We start from the raw sequence: 21179 nt of genomic DNA, 5'->3' as shown, positions 1-21179 counted from the left end.
GGTTTCAGCCCCTAGCGGGCGCAGTCCGGTTCAGGAAGTCCCGTATGGCAGAGAGCGCCCGGTCTCGCACGACATCGCTTTCGCGCAGGATTTCGTGGCGCGATTCGCCCCCGAAGACGACGAGTTCGGCCCTTGGCAGACGCCGCGCGGCACGGCGAATGGCGGGCCAGGACACCAGCCCGTCATGCCGTGTCGCCAGCAGCAACACCGGCACCTCCACCGCCTCAAGCACGCCCCTGCCCTCCAGCAGGCGTATCGAGGCGAGCGCGCGTTCGATCCAGCCCCAGCTTGCCGGGCCCATCGCGATTCCCGGCCGTTCGCGGCGCCACCATGCCTCGTCGGCATAGCGGTCGTCATCATGAGTGAGCAGGCGTGAGCGGGCCTGCGGCAACAGCCCCGGTTTCTCGTTATGCTTCCATGCCGGACGGCGCGGATCGCCCAGCGCCGCAAGCCCGCGCGCGGCGACATGGAGCAGGTTCGCGGGCAGCCATGCAGGATGGATGCCCAGCATCGGCGCGGACAGCACGAGCGCGTCCGGGGCGACCTTGCCCTGCGCCACCGCCCGCATGGCGAGATGACCGCCCATCGAATGGCCGACGAGAACATGAGGCCCCGGCTGCTCCGCCGCCCAGGCGCTCCAGAAAGCGGCAAGGTCGTCTATCCAGAGGCCGAAATCGGCGACGTGCCCGGTCGTGGCATCGAAACCCAGCCGCCCGCTCAGCGACTGTCCGCGCCAGTCGATCGAACTGACCGCCCAGCCTTCCCGGTGCCACTGATCAAGCGATTCGAGCCATTTCTCGTAAGTGTCGCCCCGCCCGGGCAGGAACAGCAGCGAGCCGCGGGGAGCGGACGGCGCCGGCCAGTCGATCCGGCGCAGCGGTTCCGGCCCGGACGGACCGTTCCAGCGGCTTTCCACCGCATCTTCCGGGATCGCCCGGCGGGCGCGCGCGGCGCTTGCAGGCTCTGGGGAAACGGGCTTGTTCTCAAGGGTTTCAATGGTCACGTGGCGAATTCGGCCTCAGCACAGTGGTTACTGTTTGGTAAGCGGTATCCGCTAGATCGTGGCACGGGCAAAGGGGAATTCACGAATGCCGGGCACAGCCTTTTCGTATGCATTGCTGCTGGCCTTGGCAATCGCCCTGCTGCGCGCCGCCTTCACCGATATCAGGCGGCGGGAGATCGGCAACGGGCTCAATCTCGCCATTGCCCTTGCCGCCCCGCTGTGGTGGTGGGCCGCCGGTTTCGGCTGGGCCGACATCGCATGGCAGATCGGCCTTGCCGCCGTGACTTTCGCGCTGGCCTGCGTGCTGTTCGCGCTGCGCCAGATGGGCGGCGGCGACGTCAAGCTGCTCGCCGCGCTGGCGCTGTGGTTCGTGCCCGCCAGTTTCGGGCAGCTCATCGTGCTGATGGCGATGATCGGCGGCGGCGCCTCGATCGCCATGGCCGCCTTCAACATGGAGCGCGTTCCCGGCGAGAAGCTGCGGGACGCGCTGGGCTGGCTCGTCGCGCTCGGCTGGGTCTGGGCGGCGGGGGCCATCGTCTATGCCCTTGCCGTGCATCGGCCGGTGGTTTCGCCGGAACGACTCTCCGCAATCCATGCGGCGGTCCCGCAGGGCTGGATGCTCGCCCTTGCCGCGCTCGCGGTGGCTGCGCTGTTCCTGTCGGGCTTCCGCCACATCATGCGCCGCCAGAAGTCCCGCCTCCCCATTCCCTACGGAGTCGCGATCTCGGCGGCCGCGCTCTGGGTGATGGGAGAGCAGGCGCTTTCCACCAGCCTTGTTGGATGAACCCGATTTTAACCAATCCGGATGAAAATGCAGGGACTTGCTCGAGGATTTCGGGACTCGGGTATTCTGAAGGGGTCGCATAAGCATGGATAGGAAGAAGCTGGTGCTGCTGGCCACCGCGCTGCTGATTGCAGTGGTGACCGCGATGGCAGCCCGCTCGATGTTCGCCGGGGCAGCCGCGCCCCAGGCGGAGGCCGCCCAGCAGGCCCAGCCGACCGGCCCCAAGGTCCTCGTCGCCCAGCGCGCCCTGCCGGTGGGCACGATCATCACCGCGGACGCCGTGTCCTATCAGGACTGGCCGAAGGAACTGGTGAAGGACGCCTATTTCATCGACGGCGAATCCGACATGCAGAAGCTGCTCGGCACCGTCGTCCGCTTCCAGATCACCGCCGGCCAGCCGGTGACGCAGGGCGCGCTGGTGGCGCCGGGCGATCGCGGCTTCCTTGCCGCCGCGCTCGGCCCCGGCATGCGCGCCGTGACCATTCCCGTATCCGCCAAGACCGGCGTGGGCGGCTTCGTCTTTCCCGGCGACCATGTAGACCTCGTGCTGACGCAGGAAGTGCGCGGCAGCGACGGCGGCGACGCCCTGCGCGCCTCGGAAACGATCCTGCGCAACCTGCGCGTGCTCGCCACCGACCAGGCCACCGACAACGAAGTGGTGGACGGCAAGACCGTGGTTCACGCCTTCAGCACCGTCACGCTCGAAGTCACGCCGCGCATCGCCGAGAAAGTCGCCGTGGCGCAGGAGATCGGCACGCTCAGCCTCTCGCTGCGCGCCATAGCCGACAACCAGGGCGAGTTCGAGCGCATCCTCGCCAGCGGCGACATCAAGGTGCCCGAAGGCGCGACCCGCGAGCAGGAAGAGAAGATCATGAAGCAGGCCATGGAGCGCCCGCTCGAAGGGATCTCCACTTACATGACCGGCGGCGACGTTTCCCGCTTCCAGCGCTCCAGCCGCCCGGCGACGAGCACGGAAGTGGCCGCGCGCACGGTCACTGTCGCCAGCGCGCCGCAGGGCCCGTCCTCGGCGGCGCCGGTCCGCACGGGGCCCGTCGTCCGCGTCACGCGCGGCAAGGAAACCGTCGAAGTCCCCGTGAGCAGCCGCTGATGCCTGCCCTCACCGCCATTGGCCGCATCCATCCGACGAAGGATCACACGATGCAGACGCGCCTTCTCAAGTCCATGCTGGTCGCCGCCTGCGCGATTGCGCCGCTGGCCTCGCCGATCGCGGCAACGCCCGCCAGCGCCCAGTCCGTCGTCCAGCCCGCACAAGATCTCACGCTCTCGATCGGCAACGGCCAGCTCGTCAACGTGCCGGGCGCCATGGCCGACGTCTTCGTCGCCAATGACGCTGTGGCCGACGTGCAGGTCAAATCCGCCCGCCAGCTCTACGTCTTCGGCAAGGCGGGAGGCACCACTACCGTCTACGCCAGCAATTCGGCGGGCGCGGTGATCTGGTCGGCAACCGTCCGGGTCGGCTCCAACCTCGACAGCGTGGACGCCATGCTGCGGCTCGCCATGCCCGAGGCAAAGATCGGCGTTTCCACGATGGGCTCAAACACCTTCCTGCTTACGGGAACGATCAAGACCCCGGAAGACGCGGCCGAGGCCGAGCGCCTCGTCCAGGCCTACGCGGGCAAGGATTCGAACGTCATCAGCCGCCTGCGCATGGCGACCCCGCTTCAGGTCAACCTCCAGGTCCGCATCGCCGAAGTCAGCCGCTCGCTGGTGAAGTCGCTCCAGACCAACCTGACCACCGTGGACAGCACGGGCGGGTTCAAGTTCGGCGTCGGCCAGGGCCGCAGCGGATGGTTCGAGCAGCATGTCCCGGGCGGATCTCTCGGCACAGCCACTCCGCCCGACGGCGCTTCCGGCGTCAATCCGATCACCACCGGTTCCACTCTTGCCGCAGCGGGCAAGCTGTTCGGGGTCAACATCCTCGGTTCGCTCGACGCGGGCGAGACCATCGGCCTCGTCACCACGCTCGCCCAGCCCAACCTCACCGCCCTTTCAGGCGAGACGGCGGAGTTCCTGGCGGGCGGTGAATATCCGATCCCGATCAGCCAGGCCCTCGGCACCACCTCGATCGAATACAAGAAGTACGGTGTCAGCCTCAGCTATTCGCCCACGGTGCTGGCCAACGGCCGTATCTCGATGCGCGTGCGCCCAGAGGTTTCCGAGCTTTCGAGCCAGGGCGCGGTCAATTTCAACGGGTACGAAGTGCCGGCACTCACCGTGCGCCGCACCGAGACGACCGTGGAACTCGGCTCGGGCCAGAGCTTCATGATCGCGGGCCTGCTGAGCAACAATTCGCAGAACACCATCCAGAAGCTGCCGGGCGCGGGCGACCTGCCGATCCTCGGCTCGCTGTTCCGCTCGACCAGCTACAAACGCGGCGAGACCGAACTGGTCATCATCGTCACGCCCTATCTCGTCAACCCGGTGGACGCCTCGCAGATCGTGCTGCCGACAGACGGCTTCAACGCGCCGAACGACCTGCAACGCCTCCTCGGCAACATGGAGAGCGATGGGGTGAGCAAGGGCAAGGGCAGCCAGCCCGCCGCAGCAGCAGCGCCGGGAATCGGCGATGCCGACGGGTCCGCTCCTGCACAGGGCAAGTCGAAGCGCTCCGCCGCCACTGGCACCGCCCCCCAGCCCGGCTTCAGCCTGAAGTGAGAAAGATGAACCCGATGTCCATCCAGATTGCGCGGTCCGGGCGCCTCGTCGCCGGCTCGATCGCCCTCTCGCTCGGCCTGCTCGTAGCCGGTTGCGGCGGCATGGCCACCAACCGTTCGATGAACAGCGTGCACCAGCCGGTCGTCGAGAAAGTGAACTACACGCTCGACCTCGCCACGAACGGCAATGGAGCGGGCGACAGCGGGCTGGCACAGGGCGAGCAGAGCCGTCTTGCCGGCTGGTTCGACGCGATGGGACTCAAGTACGGCGACCGCGTCTTCATCGACGATCCCTCGCGCAATCCAGCCGTGCGCAGCGCGGTGGAAGCCGTGGCCGGACGTTACGGCCTGACCCTGGCCGAGGGCACACCCGTTACCGAGGGATATGTCACCGCCGGCAGCGCACGCATCGTGGTGGCCCGTACCCGGGCGTCGGTGCCCGGCTGCCCTGACTGGTCTGCCAAGAGCGACTTCAATCCGAACAACGGCCTCACCAGCAATTACGGCTGCGCCACCAATTCCAATCTCGCCGCGATGATCGCCAACCCGGAGGACCTGCTCCACGGCGCGCAGACGACCGGCCAGACCACGGTGATGAGCGCATCCAAGGCGATCGACGCCTATCGTAACGCGGCGCCAACCGGCGGGGCCACCGTCAAGGCGACTTCCAGCAAGGACAACTGAGTCATGAACGCACCCTGGAAATCCGGTGGCCCGAGCGGACGCGACCCCTTCGCCGCCTATCTCTGCGACGAGGCCTCGCTCGACGTGCTGCGCCCGATTGCCCTCGAAATGGGCTGGCAGCCGGAGAAGTGCAACAAGGGGGGGCTGCGCAACGCGGTCCAGTCCCTGTCGATCACGGCGAGCCCGAACATCCTGCTGGTGGACCTGTCGGAAAGCGGCGATCCGCTGAACGACATCAACGCGCTGGCCGAAGTCTGCGAGCCGGGCACGGTGGTGATCGCCATCGGCCAGGTCAACGACGTGCGCCTCTACCGCGACCTGCTCGCCAGCGGCATTCACGACTACCTGCTCAAGCCCCTCTCGCCCGGGCAGGTGCGCGATGCGCTGGCCCATGCGCAGGCCGTGTTCTCCGCACCGCGCCCGTCGGAGGCCGGTTCCGCCGGAACCCATGTTTCCACCGCCGTGATCGGCACGCGCGGCGGTGTCGGCGCATCCACGCTGGCCACTTCGATCGCATGGCTGTTCAGCGCCGACAACAAGCTGCCGACCGCCCTGCTCGACCTCGACATCCATTTCGGCACCGGCGCGCTCTGCCTCGATCTCGAACCGGGCCGCGGCCTGACCGACGCGATCGAGAACCCCAGCCGCATCGACGGCCTGTTCATCGAACGCGCCATGATCCGGGCCAACGACAATCTCGCGCTGCTTTCGGCCGAAGCGCCGATCAGCACCCCGCTGATGACCGACGGCGCCGCCTTCCTCCAGCTTGAGGAAGAGTTCCGGCAGGCCTTCGAGATGACCGTGATCGACATGCCGCGCAACATGCTGATCAACTTCCCCCAGCTCGTCGCCAATGTGAACGTGGTGGTGCTGGTGGTCGAACTCAGCCTCGCCTCGGCGCGCGACACCATCCGCATCCTGTCCTGGCTCAAGGCGAATGCGCCGCAGGCCCGCGTGATCCTGGTGGCCAACAAGGTTCAGCCGAGCCTTGCGGAAATCACCCGCGCCGATTTCGAAGCCTCGATCGAGGCGCCGATCCAGCTTTCGATCCCCTATGACCTCAAGGCCGCCTCGATGGCAGCCAAGCTCGGCCAGACTTTTGCCGACGCCAACCGCTCGAACCGGGCGGGTGCGGCGATGCGCGACCTGTCGCGCCTCATCATCGAGGTAGGCGGCGAGGCGGCGGAACTGGCTTCTGCCGGAAAGGCGCAGCCCGGCAAGAGCACCGCCGGCAAGACTTCGCTGCTCGGCAAGTTCGATCTCAAGTCCTTCATGGGCAAGGCCGCCCGGAAGGAAACCGCCGCCCGCTGAGGCGCGCGGTTCACGGAAGGCGGGCGTAGATGAACATGATGCAGCTTCTGCTGGTGGCGGTTGGCCTGCTGAGCATGATCGGGCTCATCCTGGCGGCATTCTCCGGCCCGTCTCCGGCCAAGGAATCGTCACGCCGGCTGAAGGCCGTCCGCTATCGCCATTCGCAGAGCGCGACGGACCGGATGGAAGCGCAGATGCGCAAGGCCGTGGCGGCCCGCAAGCCCAAGGTCCACCGCACGGCGGGCTCGGGCTCTCGGATCGACGCGCTGGCCCTGCGCCTGCACCGCTCCGGCAGGAGCTGGACGCTGAAGCAGTACATCTCGGTTTCGGCCGGAGTGGGCCTGGTCGTCGCCGCGCTCGTCTTTCTGAAGTCCGGCGCCCCGCTGCTGGCGCTGGCAGTGGGCCTGTTCATCGGCGGCGGCGTGCCGCACTTCGTGCTGAACAAGCTGATTGCGCGCCGCACCAACGGCTTCATCGTCAAGTTCGCGGACGCCATCGAACTGCTCGTGCGCGGCCTGCGCTCCGGCCTGCCCGTCACCGAGACGCTGGGCGTGGTCGCCAAGGAAATACCCGGCCCGGTGGGCCAGGAATTCAAGCTCGTGACCGAGCGCATCAAGATCGGCAAGACCATGGAGGACGCCCTCCAGGAAACTGCCGATCGGCTCGAAATCCCGGAATTCAACTTCTTCTGCATCACGCTGGCGATCCAGCGGGAAACCGGCGGCAACCTCGCCGAAACCCTTGCGAACCTTGCCGACGTACTGCGCAAGCGCGCCCAGATGAAGCTCAAGATCCGCGCGATGAGCTCGGAATCGAAGGCTTCGGCCTATATCGTCGGCGCCCTGCCCTTCATCGTCTTCGGCATGATCTGGTGGATCAACCCCGGCTACATCGGCAAGTTCTTCATCGACGAGCGCCTGATGGTCGCCGGCATGGGCGGCGCGGTGTGGATGGGGATCGGCGCCTTCATCATGGCCAAGATGGTCAGCTTCGAGATCTGAGCGAAGGATAGCAGGCAAGATGCCAAACCAACCCGCCGGTCCGACGCTCCTCGGCTTCGACGTGATCTTCGTCGGCACGCTGCTCGCCATCGTTGCCGCCGCCTCGGTGCTGCTGGCGATCTATGCCGCGGTCACCGTGCGCGATCCCATGGCCAAGCGCGTGAAAGCGCTGAACCAGCGCCGCGAAGCGCTCAAGGCCGGGATCGCCACCGCCCCGCGCAAGCGCCAGAGCGTGGTCCGCCGCAACGATACGACCGACCGCATGGGCGCCTTCCTCGGCTCGCTCAAGGTGCTTCAGGACAGCCAGCTTCGCGACATCGAGCAGAAGCTGGCGCAAGCGGGCATCCGCAACAAGGAATGGGCCGTCGCGGTCGTCTTCGCCCGCCTCGTCGCACCGATCGTGATGGGCGGCACCGCCGCGCTGGTCATCTACGCGATCGACTATTTTCCCGAATGGAGCAGCTTCAAGAAGTTCATGGGCTTCGCCGCGATGCTGATCGCCGGCTACAAGGGCCCGGACGTTTTCATCAAGAACATGATCACCAAGCGGACCGACGCGATCCGCAAGGGCCTGCCCGACGCGCTCGACCTGCTGGTGATCTGCGCGGAGGCGGGCCTCACTGTCGACGCCGCCTTCGACCGTGTCGCCCGCGAACTGGGCCGCGCCTACCCCGAACTGGGCGAGGAGTTCTCGCTCGCCTCGATCGAGCTTTCGTTCCTCACCGAGCGTCGGCAGGCGTTCGAGAACCTCGCCTACCGCGTCGATCTCGACGCGATGCGCGGCGTCGTCACCACCATGATCCAGACCGAGCGCTACGGCACCCCGCTCGCCTCGGCGCTGCGCGTGCTCTCCGCCGAATTCCGCAACGAACGCATGATGCGCGCCGAGGAAAAGGCCGCGCGCCTGCCCGCGATCATGACCGTTCCGCTGATCCTGTTCATCCTGCCCACGCTCTTCGTGGTCATCCTCGGCCCGGCGGCCTGCTCGATCGCGGACGCATTCTCCGGCGGAGACCCGCACCCGCCGCCGTCGCACTGATGGCGGTGCCCAGCTGGGTTAGTCCCGCTCGCCGAACAAACGGCAGGCCACTGCGTCCAGCCGGGCGACGAGCGCCGGATCGCGGGCTTCCGGAGCGGTTATGAGCGCATGTTCGAGCGCGGTGTCGATCGGGCTCGGCTCCCGCCGCGCAGGCAGGCTGGCAGCCAGCGCCCTCAGCGCGTGACGCGCGAGGCGGGCATTGGCATGCATGACCTCCAGGACATGGCTCACTTCGACGCCGGCCTCTTCCTCGCGCCATGAATCGTAGTCGGTAACCATGCCCAGCACGGCGTAAGGCAGTTCCGCCTCACGGGCGAGTCGCGCCTCGGGCATGGCGGTCATGCCGATGACGTCCGCACCCCAGCCGCGATACATGCGGCTTTCCGCGCGGGTCGAGAATTGCGGCCCTTCCATGGCAAGGTAGCATCCGCCCGGATGCACATGCGCGCCCGCCAGCTCCGCCGCCGCCCCGGCCATGGCCGAAAGCCGCGGACAGGTCGGATCTGCAAGGCTGACATGCGCGACAAGGCCGGTGCCGAAGAAGCTGCCGGCGCGGCCCGCCGTCCGGTCGATGAACTGGTCCACCATGACGATATGGCCCGGCGCCATCTCCTCGCGCAGCGAACCGATCGCCGAGAGCGCCAGAACGTCCGTCACGCCGCAACGCTTGAGCACGTCGATATTCGCGCGGTAGTTCACGGCCGACGGCGGTATCGCATGGCCGGCGCCGTGGCGGGCGATGAACGTGAAGCGCACCTCGCCCAGCCGCCCGGTCGTAACCGGGCCGGACGCCTGGCCGAAGGGGCTGGAGACGGCGATCTCCTGCGCATCCTCCAGTTCGATGCCGGCAGCCAGGCCGGAGCCGCCGATGATGCCGATGTGCCAGAAGCTGCTTTTCTCAGCGCGCAAGGATACCTGCCATGATGATGTCGATCGTGTGCTCGCGGTAGCGGTCGCGCAGTTCCTCGGTCAATGTGTCCTGGTCGAAGCAATGCTTCAGCACCAGCCGCGCCGAGAAGAACCGGTCCACCGCCCCGGTCACGGTAAAGTAGAACAGTTGCGGATCGATTTCACGGAAGACACCCGCCCGCACCCCGTCGCCGATGAGCTGTTCATAGGCGCGGTAGATCGGCGAGAGATAGCAGTCGGCGATGCGGCGCGCCTCGGCATCGTCGCTTTCGCGCACCATCCGCATCGTCAGGCGGTTGAGATAAGGCACTTCGTAGAAGGTATCGACGACCTTCCAGAGATGGCGCCGCAACTTGGCCTCGGGCGACCAGCCGTCCTTCGCCAGCAGCGCGTCCACGCTGGTGACGATGGCCTGCCAGTCACGATCGAGCAGCGCCTTGAGCAGCCCGGCCTTGTTGCCGAAGTAATACTTCACCAGCGCGGAATTGAGCCCCGAGCGCAGCGACAGTTCGGACAGCGAGATGTCGATCACGTCGCCATCCCGCATGATCGCGCTGGCCGTTTCCAGCAGCTGCGCCCGCGCGCCGGGGGGCGGCGTGCCGGATTCGGTGGAGGAAGTGCCCTGCGCCATCGGCCCGCGCGCCCTTGCGGCCCTTACCTCGGCCCCAGTCGGATCGCACCGTCGAGGCGGACGGATTCGCCGTTCATATAGTCGTGCTCCAGCATGAAGAGCGCCAGCTTGGCATATTCGGCGGGCTTGCCCAGTCGCTTGGGGAAGGGAACCATCGCCGCGAGCGCATCCTGCACCTGCTGCGGCATGCCCGCCATCATCGGCGTCTCGAAGATGCCCGGCAGGATCGTGTTGACGCGAATACCCTCGCCCATGAGATCGCGCGCGACCGGCAGGGTCATGGCAAGCACGCCGCCCTTGGATGCCGCATAGGCCGCCTGCCCGATCTGGCCGTCCTGCGCCGCGACCGATGCGGTGTTGACGATGGCTCCGCGCGAACCGGCCTCGTCCAGGGGATCGAGCGTCACCATGCCCGCCGCCGACTTGCTGATGCAACGGAACGTACCGACGAGGTTGATGGCGATGGCCTTCTCGAACAGCGCCATGTCATGCGCGCGCGGTTCGCCCGTCTCGCGGTTCTTGCCCACCGTCTTGGCGGCCGGCGCGATGCCCGCGCAGTTGACGAGGATACGTTCCTGTCCATGCGCGGCGCGCGCCTTGGCGAAGCCTGCATCGACGCTGGCATCGTCCGTGACGTTGACCTCGCAGAACACGCCGCCGATCTCCGCGGCGACAGCTTCCCCTGCCTCCACGTTGAGGTCGAACACCGCAACCTTGACACCCTGCGCCGCAAGCGCCCGCGCAGTGGCGGCACCCAGCCCGGACGCCGCGCCGGTAACGACCGCGGCCATGCTGCTATCCAGTTTCATCCACAATCCCTTTCGCCCGTGCCTACTTTCCAGGCACCAAATGCTTAATTCCGCGTCACAATAGCCCGGCAGCGGGCCATCCGGCCGATTTAAGCACCCGGTTAAAAGCCGGTGCTCATGCGGTCAATCCATTCGATGCGGCGCAGCACCCGCACGCAACACGATTTCACCGCAGCGATACGCAGAGCAATTTTGCGGCACCCGACATGCCGAAATGCAACATTGCATTTCCTTCGGCAAACACCTGAATTCTTCCGGGCAAGACTGCAAACTGCGTGCAATACCGTAGCACTGTTGCAGCAAGATCACAGCCTCCGAGACAATTTGCGCAACGCGGCGAAGGGGATTGAAAGCCGGATCGCCTGCCGCGACAACCTCCGACATGGCAGGGGCATGTGCATACACACCCACTGCTGGCATCCGGCTCGCCCATCAGGATTGGTCACGCACCTGACAGGCGGACGAAAGCAACAAGGGACACAAAAGTGAAAACATCTCTGAAGAAGGCCGCTCTCCGGAGCGCAACGTGCGTTGCCGCCTTCACGTTCACCGCAACCGGCGCCTACGCGCAGGACGCGGCGACTGAAGAAGCACCCGCGAGCGAAGCCATCGTCGTCACCGGTTCGCGCATCAACAACCCGAACCTGACGCAAGCTGCCCCGGTCAACGTCACGACCGCAGACACGATCCAGCTGGCCCAGAACAACGTTGCCGAAGAAGTCCTGCGCGAAATTCCGGGCATCGTCCCGTCGATCGGTTCCGCGGTCAACAACGGCAACGGCGGCGCAAGCTACGTCGACCTTCGCGGCCTCGGTTCGAACCGCAACATCGTCCTGCTGGACGGCCAGCGCATCGTCCCCGCCGAACTGGTCGGCCGTGTCGACCTCAACAACATCCCGCTCGCCCTCGTCGAGCGCGTTGACGTCCTGACCGGCGGTGCATCGGCCACCTACGGTGCCGACGCCATCTCGGGCGTCGTCAACTTCGTCATCAACAACGAATTCGAAGGCCTGGAGCTGAACAGCAGCTACCAGATCACCGAACAGGGCGACGGCGCCACCTTCCGTACCGACCTGTCGACCGGCGCCTCGTTCGACGATGGCCGCGGTCACGTGATCCTGGGCATCGGCTATCAGCAGGCAGACCCTGTCTACCAGGGCCAGCGCGGCTACTCGGTCTACAACGTCGACAGCTTCTCGGGCGAAGCCTCGGGTTCGGGCACGACCCTTCCGACCCGCTTCGGCGCCCAGCAGATCGCGCCTGACGGCCAGAGCCTGGTTCCCTACTACCAGCCCTACAACTTCAACCCGTCGAACATCTTCAGCACGCCGTTCGAACGCTTCAACATCTTCAGCTCCGCGAAGTATGAAGTTGCCGACAACATCGAGATCTACAGCCGCGGCATGTTCTCGAAGCAGACCGTCTCGACGGTCATCGCCCCCTCGGGCGCATTCGGCATCTCGGTCGACATTCCGATCTCGAACCCGTTCCTGAACGACGGCCTGCGCAGCTCGTTCTGCTCGATCGCCGGCCTCGACGCTGCGTCCTGCGCCCTCGCAGCCGCCGCAACCGATCCCAACGACCCGAACTACCGCACCGCCACGACCTCGATGTACCGTCGTGCCGTCGAAGTCGGTCCGCGTATCTCCGACTACCAGACCACGATGTTCGACTATCGTGCCGGTATTCGCGGTGACGTAACCAGCAACATCCAGTTCGACGTTTCGGGCGCTTATGGCGAATCCGAAAACATCCAGACCATCAAGGGCTACACGCTCAACAGCCGCATTCGCGACTCGCTGCTGGCGACCAACAGCTCCACCTGCCTCGAAGGCACGACCGATGGCTGTATCCCGGTCAACTGGTTCACCCCGGATGCCACCACGCTCACGGCTGAGCAGATCGACTTCCTCACCGAGGAATCGACTGTCATCAACCGCTTCTCGCTGGCCCAGGCCACTGCGGAACTGAGCGGCAACATCGGCGTCAGTTCGCCGTTCGCCTCCGACCCGATCTCGTTCGCGGCCGGTGTCGAATTCCGCGAATACAACGCCAGCCAGGCTTCTGACACGCTTGCCCAGACCGGCGACCTCGGCGGTGCCGGCGGCGCGGCCCCGAACATCAAGGGCGGCTACAAGGTCTACGAAGTCTTCGGCGAACTTCAGGTTCCGCTGGTTCAGGACAAGCCGTTCTTCGAGGAACTCTCGCTGAACGCAGGCGTCCGCCAGTCGCACTACGAAGTCGACGCTGCAAGCAGCCCGAAGTACAATACCACGACCTGGACCGTCGGCGGCGTCTGGGGTCCGGTTTCGGACATCAAGCTGCGCGGTAACTACAGCCGTGCCGTTCGCGCCCCGAACATCTACGAGCTGTTCTACCCGGTCACCACCGCCCTCACCAACCTGTCGGACGATCCCTGCGCCACCTTCACAGACACCGGCGGCGCGATCCCGGGCCGCTCGGCTCCGACCGGCGTTCTTCGTGACGTCTGTATCGCTCAGGGTGCGACTGCCGCCAACGTTGGAAACATCTTCCAGCCGGCAGCCGGCCAGGCCAACTACACGGGCGGCGGCAACATCAACCTGAAGCCCGAAAAGTCGGACTCCTGGACCCTTGGTGTCGTCTTCCAGCCCAGCGTCGTTCCCGGTCTGTCGCTCACGGTCGACTACTACAACATCAAGATCAAGGACGCGATCACCACGCCGACGCCGGGCGACGCCATGTCGGCCTGCTTCGACAACCTCAGCGTCACCAACCCTGCCTGCCTTGCCATCCAGCGTAACCCGCTCGACGGCGGCCTGAGCGGCGATCCGGCCACCACGCCGGGCCTTGCCCTCAACCTCAGCAACCAGGGCAAGCTGTCGACCGCCGGTATCGATTTCACGGCCAACTATCGCCGTAACATCGGTTTCGCGGACCTGATCCTGGCGCTGAACGGCAACTGGACCGACAAGAGCGTGTTCCAGTCCTCGCCGACTGGCGTTGCACGTGACTGCGTCGGCCTCTACTCCGAAAACTGCGCTTCGCTTCAGCCGAAGTGGCAGTGGTCGACCCGTACGACCCTGGCATTCGAGAACATCGACGTCTCGCTGCTGTGGCGCCACATCGACAGCTTCAAGTACGAAGACTTCGGCGAAGCGTTCCAGGGCACCCTTGGCGACGACGTCGGCGCGCTTGCCGGCAAGAACGTCGACTTCAACCGGATCAAGGCGTTCGATTACTTCGACCTGACGACCCGCTTCAACGCGACCGACAACGTCACGTTCACGGTCACGATCCAGAACCTGTTCGACAAGAAGCCGCCGATCGTCGGCTCGAACATCGGTTCGACCGCATACAACAGCGGCAACACCTACCCGTCGACCTACGACGCTCTGGGCCGTCGCTTTGCCGTGGCTGCAAAGCTGCGCTTCTAATCGTTACCGACGATTTGAGATTGAGGGGTGGACGGCAACGTCCGCCCCTTTTTCTTTGCGGCACATGAAAGCGCGAGAATTCAGGTGCGCACCGCGGCCTACGCCAAGGCTATAGCCCTGGACGTGCAGGCGGCGGCCGCCGCGCCATCGGCAATCAGCCGAAATTCAGGGCGTTTGGAAGTTCCAGCGGAATATTCTGAGCCGCGGCAATCGTGGACGCCCATTCCAGGACTGTCCCGATTTCATCGCGGTGAGCCATGCGCGCGGTATCCTGATCGCGCTGGCGCTGCCCGGCCGAGAATGCGTCCCCGCTCTTGCTGTCGCGGTGCAAGGCAGGCTGACCGGCCAGCACGTCCCGGTCAGGCACCGGAAGGCGATAATGGCGCAAGACCGCCGCCACCGAATCCACGGGGCGACGCGTCAAGGCCTCGCTATCCAGGGTGGCGACCCGGTCAGGCATCTGAGCCGCGATTTGCGCGAAATGACGCTGCTGCGCGAGCCAGCCCAATGCGGCGATCTGCAGGTCGGTTTGCAGGAACAGTTCCTCGGGACTGAAACCGAAATCCAGGTAACGATCTACGAGATATCCCTTCGCAAGCTGCCGGCACCAGATCCTGCACCACAATCCCTTTCTCACGACCGAAAGCAGGAACGGCTCAAGCGGAGCATAGAGAAGAACCGCCCTTGAATCAGGGGCAAGGTTCATCAGCGCCGGAATGATCGGATTCACGATGTTGGACGGCTTGATCACCGTCCGCTCTCCCTTCACGAACGGGCGGGCTATGAGCGCCAGCATATCCGCCGCCACTTCCCCCATCTGTCTCGGGTCTGCGCCTCTGCGACGCCATCCGATCAGGTCGTTGAGAAGAACCGGCTCCGAAAGCCCCGCCGCGATGCCGGGCAGGTCCAGCGCCTGGACCAACATGGTCGAGGCGCAGAATGCCGAATGGAAGATGAAATGCGGCTGGCATCCCGCTGCCCGATCCCAGTCGGCAAGTGCCTGCCGGCGGATGACGACCGGGCTTGTCTCCACCCCCAGATGTTCGTCAGTCAGGAACGGGACCTGCTGGCGCCCTGACCGCTCGATCCGGCGGAACTGGTAGCTGTCCTGAGCGGGATCGTAACGGTGGGCGAGCCAGGCCGCCTCGGGAACCTGCATATCTGTTGACAGCGTCATGACGGCCTTCTTGCTACGTCCGAGAGGCAATGGCAAGATCGAGGGCAAGGGGTAAATTCAGGGGGCATCAATGGGGGATTCCCAAGTCAACGAACTCGCGGCAAGCGCCAACGCGCGAGGCCTTGCAGCGTTACGAAGTGGCGACTTTGCCACCGCAATCGATTGTCATCGGGTCGCAGCAGAGGCCGACCCGGAATCAGGCGCGCTGCAACGGAACCTGGCGACGGCCTGCAGGGCGGCGGGAGACGACGAAGGCGAAATTGCGGCGCTGAAGGCCGCGATCGCGCTGGACGCGCGCGATTTCATTGCCTGGCTGCGCACCGCCCAATTGCGGACACGACGCGGTGAGGAATCGCAAGCCCTCTCCGCGTGGCACGCCGTCATTCAAATGAGTCAGGCGATCGGAGAACTGCCGCCCCTGCTCGCAGAGGAAGTGGCGCAAGGCCAGCGGGTGATCGCCGGCATTCAGGCGACGCTGACACAGGGCATGGAAACCCGCGTCTCCAGCAGGCTGGAAATGCTTCAGGGCCGCGACGCGCGCCGTGCCCGCGCCTTTCTCGACGCAGCGACCGGCAAGCGCCAGATCTTCAACGATCGCTGTTCGGGGCTGCATTACCCATTTCTGCCAGCGGACGAGTTCTTCGATGACGATCTGTTCCCATGGTTCGACCAGCTCGCCGCCCAGGCTGACAAGATTCGCGCAGAAGCGGTTCATGTGCTTGCGAACTGCCGGCATCTCTTCAGGCCGTATGTCCAGATGCCCAAGGGCGGCCATGCTGGCCCATGGGCCGTGCTCGACGGGAAGCTTGACTGGAGCGCCTGCTTCCTCTGGGAATACGGCACCCGCAACGAGGCACTTGCAGAGCATTGCCCTGCCACCTTCGCGGCGCTTGACGCGGTTCCGATGGCCCGCATTCCCAATCGCGCGCCAACCGCGTTCTTCTCCGTCCTGAAACCCGGCAAAGTCATCCCGCCACACACAGGCGTAACCAACACCCGGGCGATCATCCACCTGCCGCTCGTAGTACCCCCAAAATGCGGCTTTCGCGTGGGCGGCGAAGAACGGGAATGGATCGAGGGAAAGCCTTTCGCTTTCTCCGACACGATCGACCACGAAGCATGGAACCACGGAGAAGAGGATAGAATCCTGTTGATCTTCGATGCCTGGAACCCTCACCTTTCGCAGGTTGAACAGGACGCGATCATCGAGTTCTGCGATGTAGCGGACTCACTGGGACTTTCTCCCCAGGAACACGATATCGGCCGCTAAGTCCGCTTGGAACGCCGCGACAGTTCATTTGCGCCGCAACGCTGCTCGCGGTACTTTGCCTTTAGATGAAAATCAGGATCTCCACATGTTCCGAATCGTTCTAGCTACTGCCGCACTTCCCTTGCTCGGCTGCCTCGGTGTCAGCGCGGCTGCGCAGGCCGCCGAACCAGCCGCCGCAACAACAACACCGGTGGCAGCCGCACCGAATGCGCTGACCGACCCCGATGACGTCATCAAGTGCCGCATGATCAAGGTTACCGGCAGCCGCCTCGCCGGAGAACGTGTCTGCAAGCCCGTCGGTGAATGGCGCCGCCTGCGCGAACGCGGCAGCGAAGCGGCAAGGGACATCGTCGATTACAGCCGCAGTCGCCCCGGCGGCCAGTAAGGCCAGCGCTGAAACACCTGCTCTCCCGACCCAGGCAAGCGCATCCGGCCGAGCCGCGCTTGCAAACCGGCGGTCGCCCGCTAGGGTCGGGTGAAGAATTCCGAGGGGACTGTTTCCAGCATGGCACACCGATTTCTGCCCAGCGCGGCCATTGGCGCGGTGGGACTTCTCGCGACTTTCGCCGCATGTCCAGCGCAGGCCAAGGATTCCGACAGAGCGCTTCCTCCGGATGTGGCCAAGCTTGCGGCGTGTCGAGCAATCGCCGATTCCGGCGAACGCCTCGCCTGCTTCGATCGCGAAAGCCGAATATTGCTGGGAGCGATCGAAACCGGCAGTGTGAAGGTCGTGGACAAGGAAGGCATTCGTGAAGTCCGCCGCTCGCTCTTCGGCTTCACCCTTCCTCGCGTCGATCTTTTCGGGGGCGGGGAAAGAAGCGGCGAGGAAGAGGTCAAGCTCATCAAGACCACGCTTTCCTCGGTCCGGGGAGCGGCCAGCGGAAAGCTGCTCTTCACGTTGGCAGACGGAGCACAGTGGCAGACCAACGAAGCACTGGGCACGGTTCGCATGCCCAAGGTGGGCGACGACGTTGAACTGGAAGCCGCCGCTCTCGGGTCCTACTGGGTCCGCTTCAAGGGCGGCCGAGCGCTGAAAGCACATCGGGTCAACTGACCTGCCGCAACGATTGTAAGGAAAAGGGTGCGAGATCAATCTCGCACCCTCTTTTCGTTTTACTCCACGCTGATCGCCAGCGCGCCGTCGCCGTCGTCGATGTGGACGTGCGAACCGTCCGGCACTTCGCCTGCCAGCAGCTTCTCTGCCAGCGGGTCCTGGACGTAGCGCTGGACCGCCCGCTTCAAGGGCCTGGCGCCGTAGACCGGATCGTAGCCCACCCGGCCGAGCCAGCGCTTGGCCGCGTCGGTCAGGTCGAGCACGATCTTGCGGTCCTTGAGCAGCTTCTGGACACGCGCCACCTGGATATCGACGATCGGACCCATGTGCTCCTGGCCGAGGCGGTGGAACAGCACGATCTCGTCGAGACGGTTGAGGAATTCGGGGCGGAAATGCCCGCGCACCACTTCCATCACTTGCGGCTCCACGGTGTCCACGTCCTGCCCTTCGTCAAGCTGGGTCAGGTACTGGCTGCCGAGGTTGCTGGTCAGGATGATCAGGGTGTTGGTGAAATCCACCACCCTGCCCTGCCCATCGGTCAGGCGTCCGTCGTCGAGCACTTGCAGCAGCACGTTGAACACGTCCGGGTGCGCCTTCTCGACCTCGTCGAACAGCACGACCTGATAAGGCCGGCGCCGCACCGCCTCTGTCAGAACGCCGCCCTCGTCGTAGCCGACATAGCCCGGAGGCGCGCCGATCAGGCGGGACACCGCGTGCTTCTCCATGAACTCGCTCATGTCGATGCGGACCATCGCGCTGTCGTCGTCGAACAGGAAGCCCGCGAGCGCCTTGGTCAGCTCGGTCTTGCCGACACCCGTCGGGCCGAGGAACAGGAACGAGCCCAGCGGTCGGTTCGGATCCTGAAGCCCGGCGCGGGCGCGCCGCACCGCCTTGGAAACGGCCGAGACCGCATCCTTCTGGCCGATCACGCGCGCGCCGATCACGTCCTCCATCTTGAGGAGCTTCTCGCGCTCGCCTTCCAGCATCTTGTCCACCGGAACCCCGGTCCAGCGGCTAACAACGCCGGCGATGTCGTCCTCGGTCACCTCTTCACGCAGGAGCGCGTTTCCGGCCTGGGCCTGCGCCTCGGACAGCTTGCGCTCCAGCGAGGGGATCGTGCCATAGGCAAGCTCGCCCGCCTTGGCGAGGTCGCCTGTCCGCTGGGCCTGATCGAGCTCGACGCGCGCGGCATCGAGCTGCTCCTTGATCCTGCCTTCCGCGGCGATCTTGTCGCGCTCGTTCTGCCAGCGCGTGGTCAGTTCGCTCGACTGCTGTTCGAGATTGGCCAGTTCCTCGCGCAGAGAGGCAAGGCGGTCCTTCGATGCCTCGTCGGTCTCCTTGCCGAGGGCCATTTCCTCAATCTTGAGCTGGATGATACGGCGGTCGAGCTTCTCGATCTCCTCGGGCTTGCTCTCCACTTCCATGCGGATGCGGCTGGCGGCCTCGTCCATGAGGTCGATCGCCTTGTCCGGCAGGAAGCGGTTGGTGATGTAGCGGTTGGAGAGCGTCGCCGCCGCCACGATGGCGCCGTCGGTGATCCGCACGCCGTGATGCAGCTCGTACTTCTCCTTGAGCCCGCGCAGGATCGAGATCGTGTCCTCCACCGTCGGCTCGCCCACGAAGACCGGCTGGAACCGGCGCTGCAAGGCCGCGTCCTTCTCGACGTACTTCTGGTATTCATCGAGGGTGGTCGCGCCGATGCAGTGCAGTTCGCCGCGCGCGAGGGCGGGCTTCAGCAGGTTGCCCGCATCCATCGAACCTTCGGAAGCGCCCGCGCCGATCAGCGTGTGCATCTCGTCGATGAACAGGATGATCTGGCCGTCCGCGCCCTTCACTTCGTCGAGCACGGCCTTCAGGCGTTCCTCGAACTCGCCGCGATACTTGGCGCCCGCGATCAGCGAGCCCATGTCGAGCGCCATGAGGCTGCGGTCCTTGAGGCTGTCGGGCACATCGCCATTGGCGATGCGCAGCGCCAGGCCCTCGGCGATGGCGGTCTTGCCAACGCCGGGGTCGCCGATGAGCACGGGGTTGTTCTTGGTGCGGCGGGCGAGGATCTGGACGGTGCGGCGAATTTCCTCGTCACGGCCGATCACCGGGTCGAGCTTGCCGTCGCGCGCGGCCTGCGTGAGGTCGCGGGCATACTTCTTCATCGCGTCATAGGCGTTTTCGGCCGAAGCGCTGTCGGCATTGCGGCCGCCGCGCAGTTCGGAAATCGCCGCCTCCAGCGCCTGGGGCGTGAGGTTGGCGGCCTTGAGCGCCTGCCCCGCCGAAGTCGTGGTGGCCAGCGCCAGCGCGAGCAGCATGCGCTCCACGGTGACGAAGCTGTCGCCGGACTTGGCGGCGAGTTGCTCGGCCTGGTCGAGCACGCGCACGGCATCGTTGTCCAGCCCCGGAGCGCCCTGGGCACCGCTGCCCGAAACCGTGGGAATCCTGCCGAGCGCCTTGTCGATTTCCTGCACCGCGAAGGCCGGATTGCCGCCCGCGCGCTGGATGAGGCCGGAAGCCATGCCCTCGCTATCCTCAAGAAGGGCCTTGAGGATGTGGTCGGAGCTGATGCGCTGATGATTCATGCGGATCGCAACAGTCTGCGCCGCCTGAAGGAAACCCTTGGCCCGGTCAGTGAACTTTTCGAGATTCATGGTATGAATTGCCTCCTGATCTCGACCATATAGTGTTGCACATTTGCAACACAAGGTGTGCCATGACATTTTTCGCGCGGCACATTCTGATGGCGCGCAGATGGGAAGAAAGCGTGGATTCTCAAGAGCCGGAACCGGCTTGTCACAAGATGGGAAGCGCCGCGCGGAATGCCACCCCCTCGAAAACGTCGCCGTGGCGTTGAACGTGCCTGCCGTTGCGCATTCGCTTGGCGCGAAGGTTGCCCTTGCCTAGCCTCTCCCGACAAGACCCGAAAACCAATGGGAAGAGGCATCAGACGTGGCGAAATTCACTCCCCAGCAGGCAGCGGACGTGCTTGCCATCAAGCAGGTCGTCTATGAATGGGGCGACGAACTGGACATTCACAACGGCCTCGAGATGCGCAGCGCCGACGTTCTGGCCGAGGATGTGGCCTATAACGTCGGCGGCGAATGGCGCGAGGGGCTGGCCGCGGTCGAGACCTTCTACAAAGGCCGCGCCGAAGCGCTGCGGGCAGGCGCGGGCCTGATGACCATGCGCCATATCATCACTTCGCTGCGGGTTTCCTTCGACGATGCCGACCATGCGAAAGTCGGCTATCTCCTGGTGTTCTTCGCCGCCGTGGGCGAGGCGCCGTTCGAGAAATACTGCGATCCGCTGGCAGTCGCCGACGTGAAGATGGAATGCCGCCGCGACAGCGACGGGGAATGGCGCATCACCCGCTTCGATTCCGGCCAGATCTTCAAGCGGGGGTAATCAACGGCGGGGGGAATTGTTCG

Annotated in this window: 18 protein-coding genes; 12 read left to right on the top strand and 6 right to left on the bottom strand. The window is 65.3% G+C overall.

What is annotated here, in order from left to right; genetic code table 11:
* Window positions 1-4: 4 nt before the first annotated feature.
* Complete coding sequence (locus tag ACXJ16_RS02040; RefSeq protein ID WP_463921746.1) at window positions 5-997, bottom strand: alpha/beta fold hydrolase; 993 nt, start codon at window positions 995-997, stop codon at window positions 5-7.
* Window positions 998-1088: 91 nt separating this feature from the next.
* Between ACXJ16_RS02040 and ACXJ16_RS02035 the strand changes: the two genes are divergently transcribed.
* The 7 genes from ACXJ16_RS02035 (at window position 1089) to ACXJ16_RS02005 (ending at window position 8497) form a co-directional block, all read left to right on the top strand.
* A complete protein-coding gene (locus tag ACXJ16_RS02035) occupies window positions 1089-1787 on the top strand; it encodes an A24 family peptidase (RefSeq protein WP_324696111.1) in 699 nt (232 codons plus the stop codon).
* Window positions 1788-1872: 85 nt separating this feature from the next.
* A complete protein-coding gene (gene cpaB, locus ACXJ16_RS02030) occupies window positions 1873-2895 on the top strand; it encodes a Flp pilus assembly protein CpaB (protein ID WP_054440549.1) in 1023 nt (340 codons plus the stop codon).
* A gap of 50 nt (window positions 2896-2945) precedes the next feature.
* Entirely contained in the window at window positions 2946-4463 is a 1518-nt protein-coding gene (locus tag ACXJ16_RS02025; protein WP_324696114.1) for a type II and III secretion system protein family protein, read from the top strand.
* A 14-nt stretch (window positions 4464-4477) separates the two neighbouring features.
* Window positions 4478-5146, top strand: a complete 669-nt coding sequence (locus ACXJ16_RS02020; RefSeq protein ID WP_324696115.1) for a CpaD family pilus assembly protein — start codon at window positions 4478-4480, stop codon at window positions 5144-5146.
* Window positions 5147-5149: 3 nt separating this feature from the next.
* Window positions 5150-6457: a CpaE/TadZ family protein gene (locus ACXJ16_RS02015; protein WP_324696118.1), complete on the top strand. Its 1308-nt coding sequence runs from the start codon at window positions 5150-5152 to the stop codon at window positions 6455-6457.
* 29 nt (window positions 6458-6486) lie between these two features.
* Window positions 6487-7458: a type II secretion system F family protein gene (locus ACXJ16_RS02010; RefSeq protein WP_454797469.1), complete on the top strand. Its 972-nt coding sequence runs from the start codon at window positions 6487-6489 to the stop codon at window positions 7456-7458.
* Window positions 7459-7477: 19 nt separating this feature from the next.
* Window positions 7478-8497, top strand: a complete 1020-nt coding sequence (locus ACXJ16_RS02005) for a type II secretion system F family protein (RefSeq protein ID WP_054440556.1) — start codon at window positions 7478-7480, stop codon at window positions 8495-8497.
* A gap of 18 nt (window positions 8498-8515) precedes the next feature.
* Here the strand turns inward: ACXJ16_RS02005 and ACXJ16_RS02000 are convergent, their stop codons facing one another.
* From ACXJ16_RS02000 to ACXJ16_RS01990, 3 genes are read right to left on the bottom strand one after another with little or no spacing between them, the layout of a single operon-like run.
* Entirely contained in the window at window positions 8516-9406 is an 891-nt protein-coding gene (locus ACXJ16_RS02000) for a phosphorylase family protein (RefSeq protein WP_324696125.1), read from the bottom strand.
* Complete coding sequence (locus tag ACXJ16_RS01995) at window positions 9396-10037, bottom strand: TetR family transcriptional regulator (RefSeq protein ID WP_054440557.1); 642 nt, start codon at window positions 10035-10037, stop codon at window positions 9396-9398. The genes ACXJ16_RS02000 and ACXJ16_RS01995 overlap by 11 nt, the downstream gene beginning before the upstream one ends.
* Before the next feature lie 23 nt (window positions 10038-10060).
* Window positions 10061-10846: an SDR family oxidoreductase gene (locus ACXJ16_RS01990; RefSeq protein ID WP_054440562.1), complete on the bottom strand. Its 786-nt coding sequence runs from the start codon at window positions 10844-10846 to the stop codon at window positions 10061-10063.
* A 485-nt stretch (window positions 10847-11331) separates the two neighbouring features.
* Here ACXJ16_RS01990 and ACXJ16_RS01985 point away from each other — a divergent pair, with 485 nt between their 5' ends.
* A complete protein-coding gene (locus tag ACXJ16_RS01985) occupies window positions 11332-14262 on the top strand; it encodes a TonB-dependent receptor domain-containing protein (RefSeq protein WP_132469320.1) in 2931 nt (976 codons plus the stop codon).
* Between the two features lie 154 nt (window positions 14263-14416).
* On the opposite strand, the gene ACXJ16_RS01980 is transcribed toward ACXJ16_RS01985, so the two are convergent.
* Window positions 14417-15439, bottom strand: coding sequence for a hypothetical protein (locus ACXJ16_RS01980; RefSeq protein WP_324696138.1), 1023 nt, complete (start codon window positions 15437-15439; stop codon window positions 14417-14419).
* A 70-nt stretch (window positions 15440-15509) separates the two neighbouring features.
* Here ACXJ16_RS01980 and ACXJ16_RS01975 point away from each other — a divergent pair, with 70 nt between their 5' ends.
* The 3 genes from ACXJ16_RS01975 (at window position 15510) to ACXJ16_RS01965 (ending at window position 17763) form a co-directional block, all read left to right on the top strand.
* Complete coding sequence (locus tag ACXJ16_RS01975; RefSeq protein ID WP_324696140.1) at window positions 15510-16709, top strand: aspartyl/asparaginyl beta-hydroxylase domain-containing protein; 1200 nt, start codon at window positions 15510-15512, stop codon at window positions 16707-16709.
* Between the two features lie 85 nt (window positions 16710-16794).
* The gene (locus ACXJ16_RS01970; RefSeq protein ID WP_324696141.1) at window positions 16795-17094 is read left to right on the top strand and encodes a hypothetical protein; all 300 of its coding nucleotides are present in this window, start codon (window positions 16795-16797) and stop codon (window positions 17092-17094) included.
* A 120-nt stretch (window positions 17095-17214) separates the two neighbouring features.
* Window positions 17215-17763 carry a hypothetical protein gene (locus tag ACXJ16_RS01965; protein ID WP_324696143.1) on the top strand — a complete coding sequence of 183 codons (549 nt, stop codon included), beginning with the start codon at window positions 17215-17217 and terminating at the stop codon, window positions 17761-17763.
* 59 nt (window positions 17764-17822) lie between these two features.
* On the opposite strand, the gene clpB is transcribed toward ACXJ16_RS01965, so the two are convergent.
* Window positions 17823-20402, bottom strand: coding sequence for an ATP-dependent chaperone ClpB (gene clpB / locus ACXJ16_RS01960; RefSeq protein ID WP_054440566.1), 2580 nt, complete (start codon window positions 20400-20402; stop codon window positions 17823-17825).
* Window positions 20403-20700: 298 nt separating this feature from the next.
* Here clpB and ACXJ16_RS01955 point away from each other — a divergent pair, with 298 nt between their 5' ends.
* Window positions 20701-21156, top strand: a complete 456-nt coding sequence (locus tag ACXJ16_RS01955) for a nuclear transport factor 2 family protein (protein ID WP_185996984.1) — start codon at window positions 20701-20703, stop codon at window positions 21154-21156.
* Window positions 21157-21179: the final 23 nt, after the last annotated feature.

This window comes from Novosphingobium sp. TK71, assembly GCF_055361505.1.
This window is presented reverse-complemented; position numbering and strand designations above follow the sequence as displayed.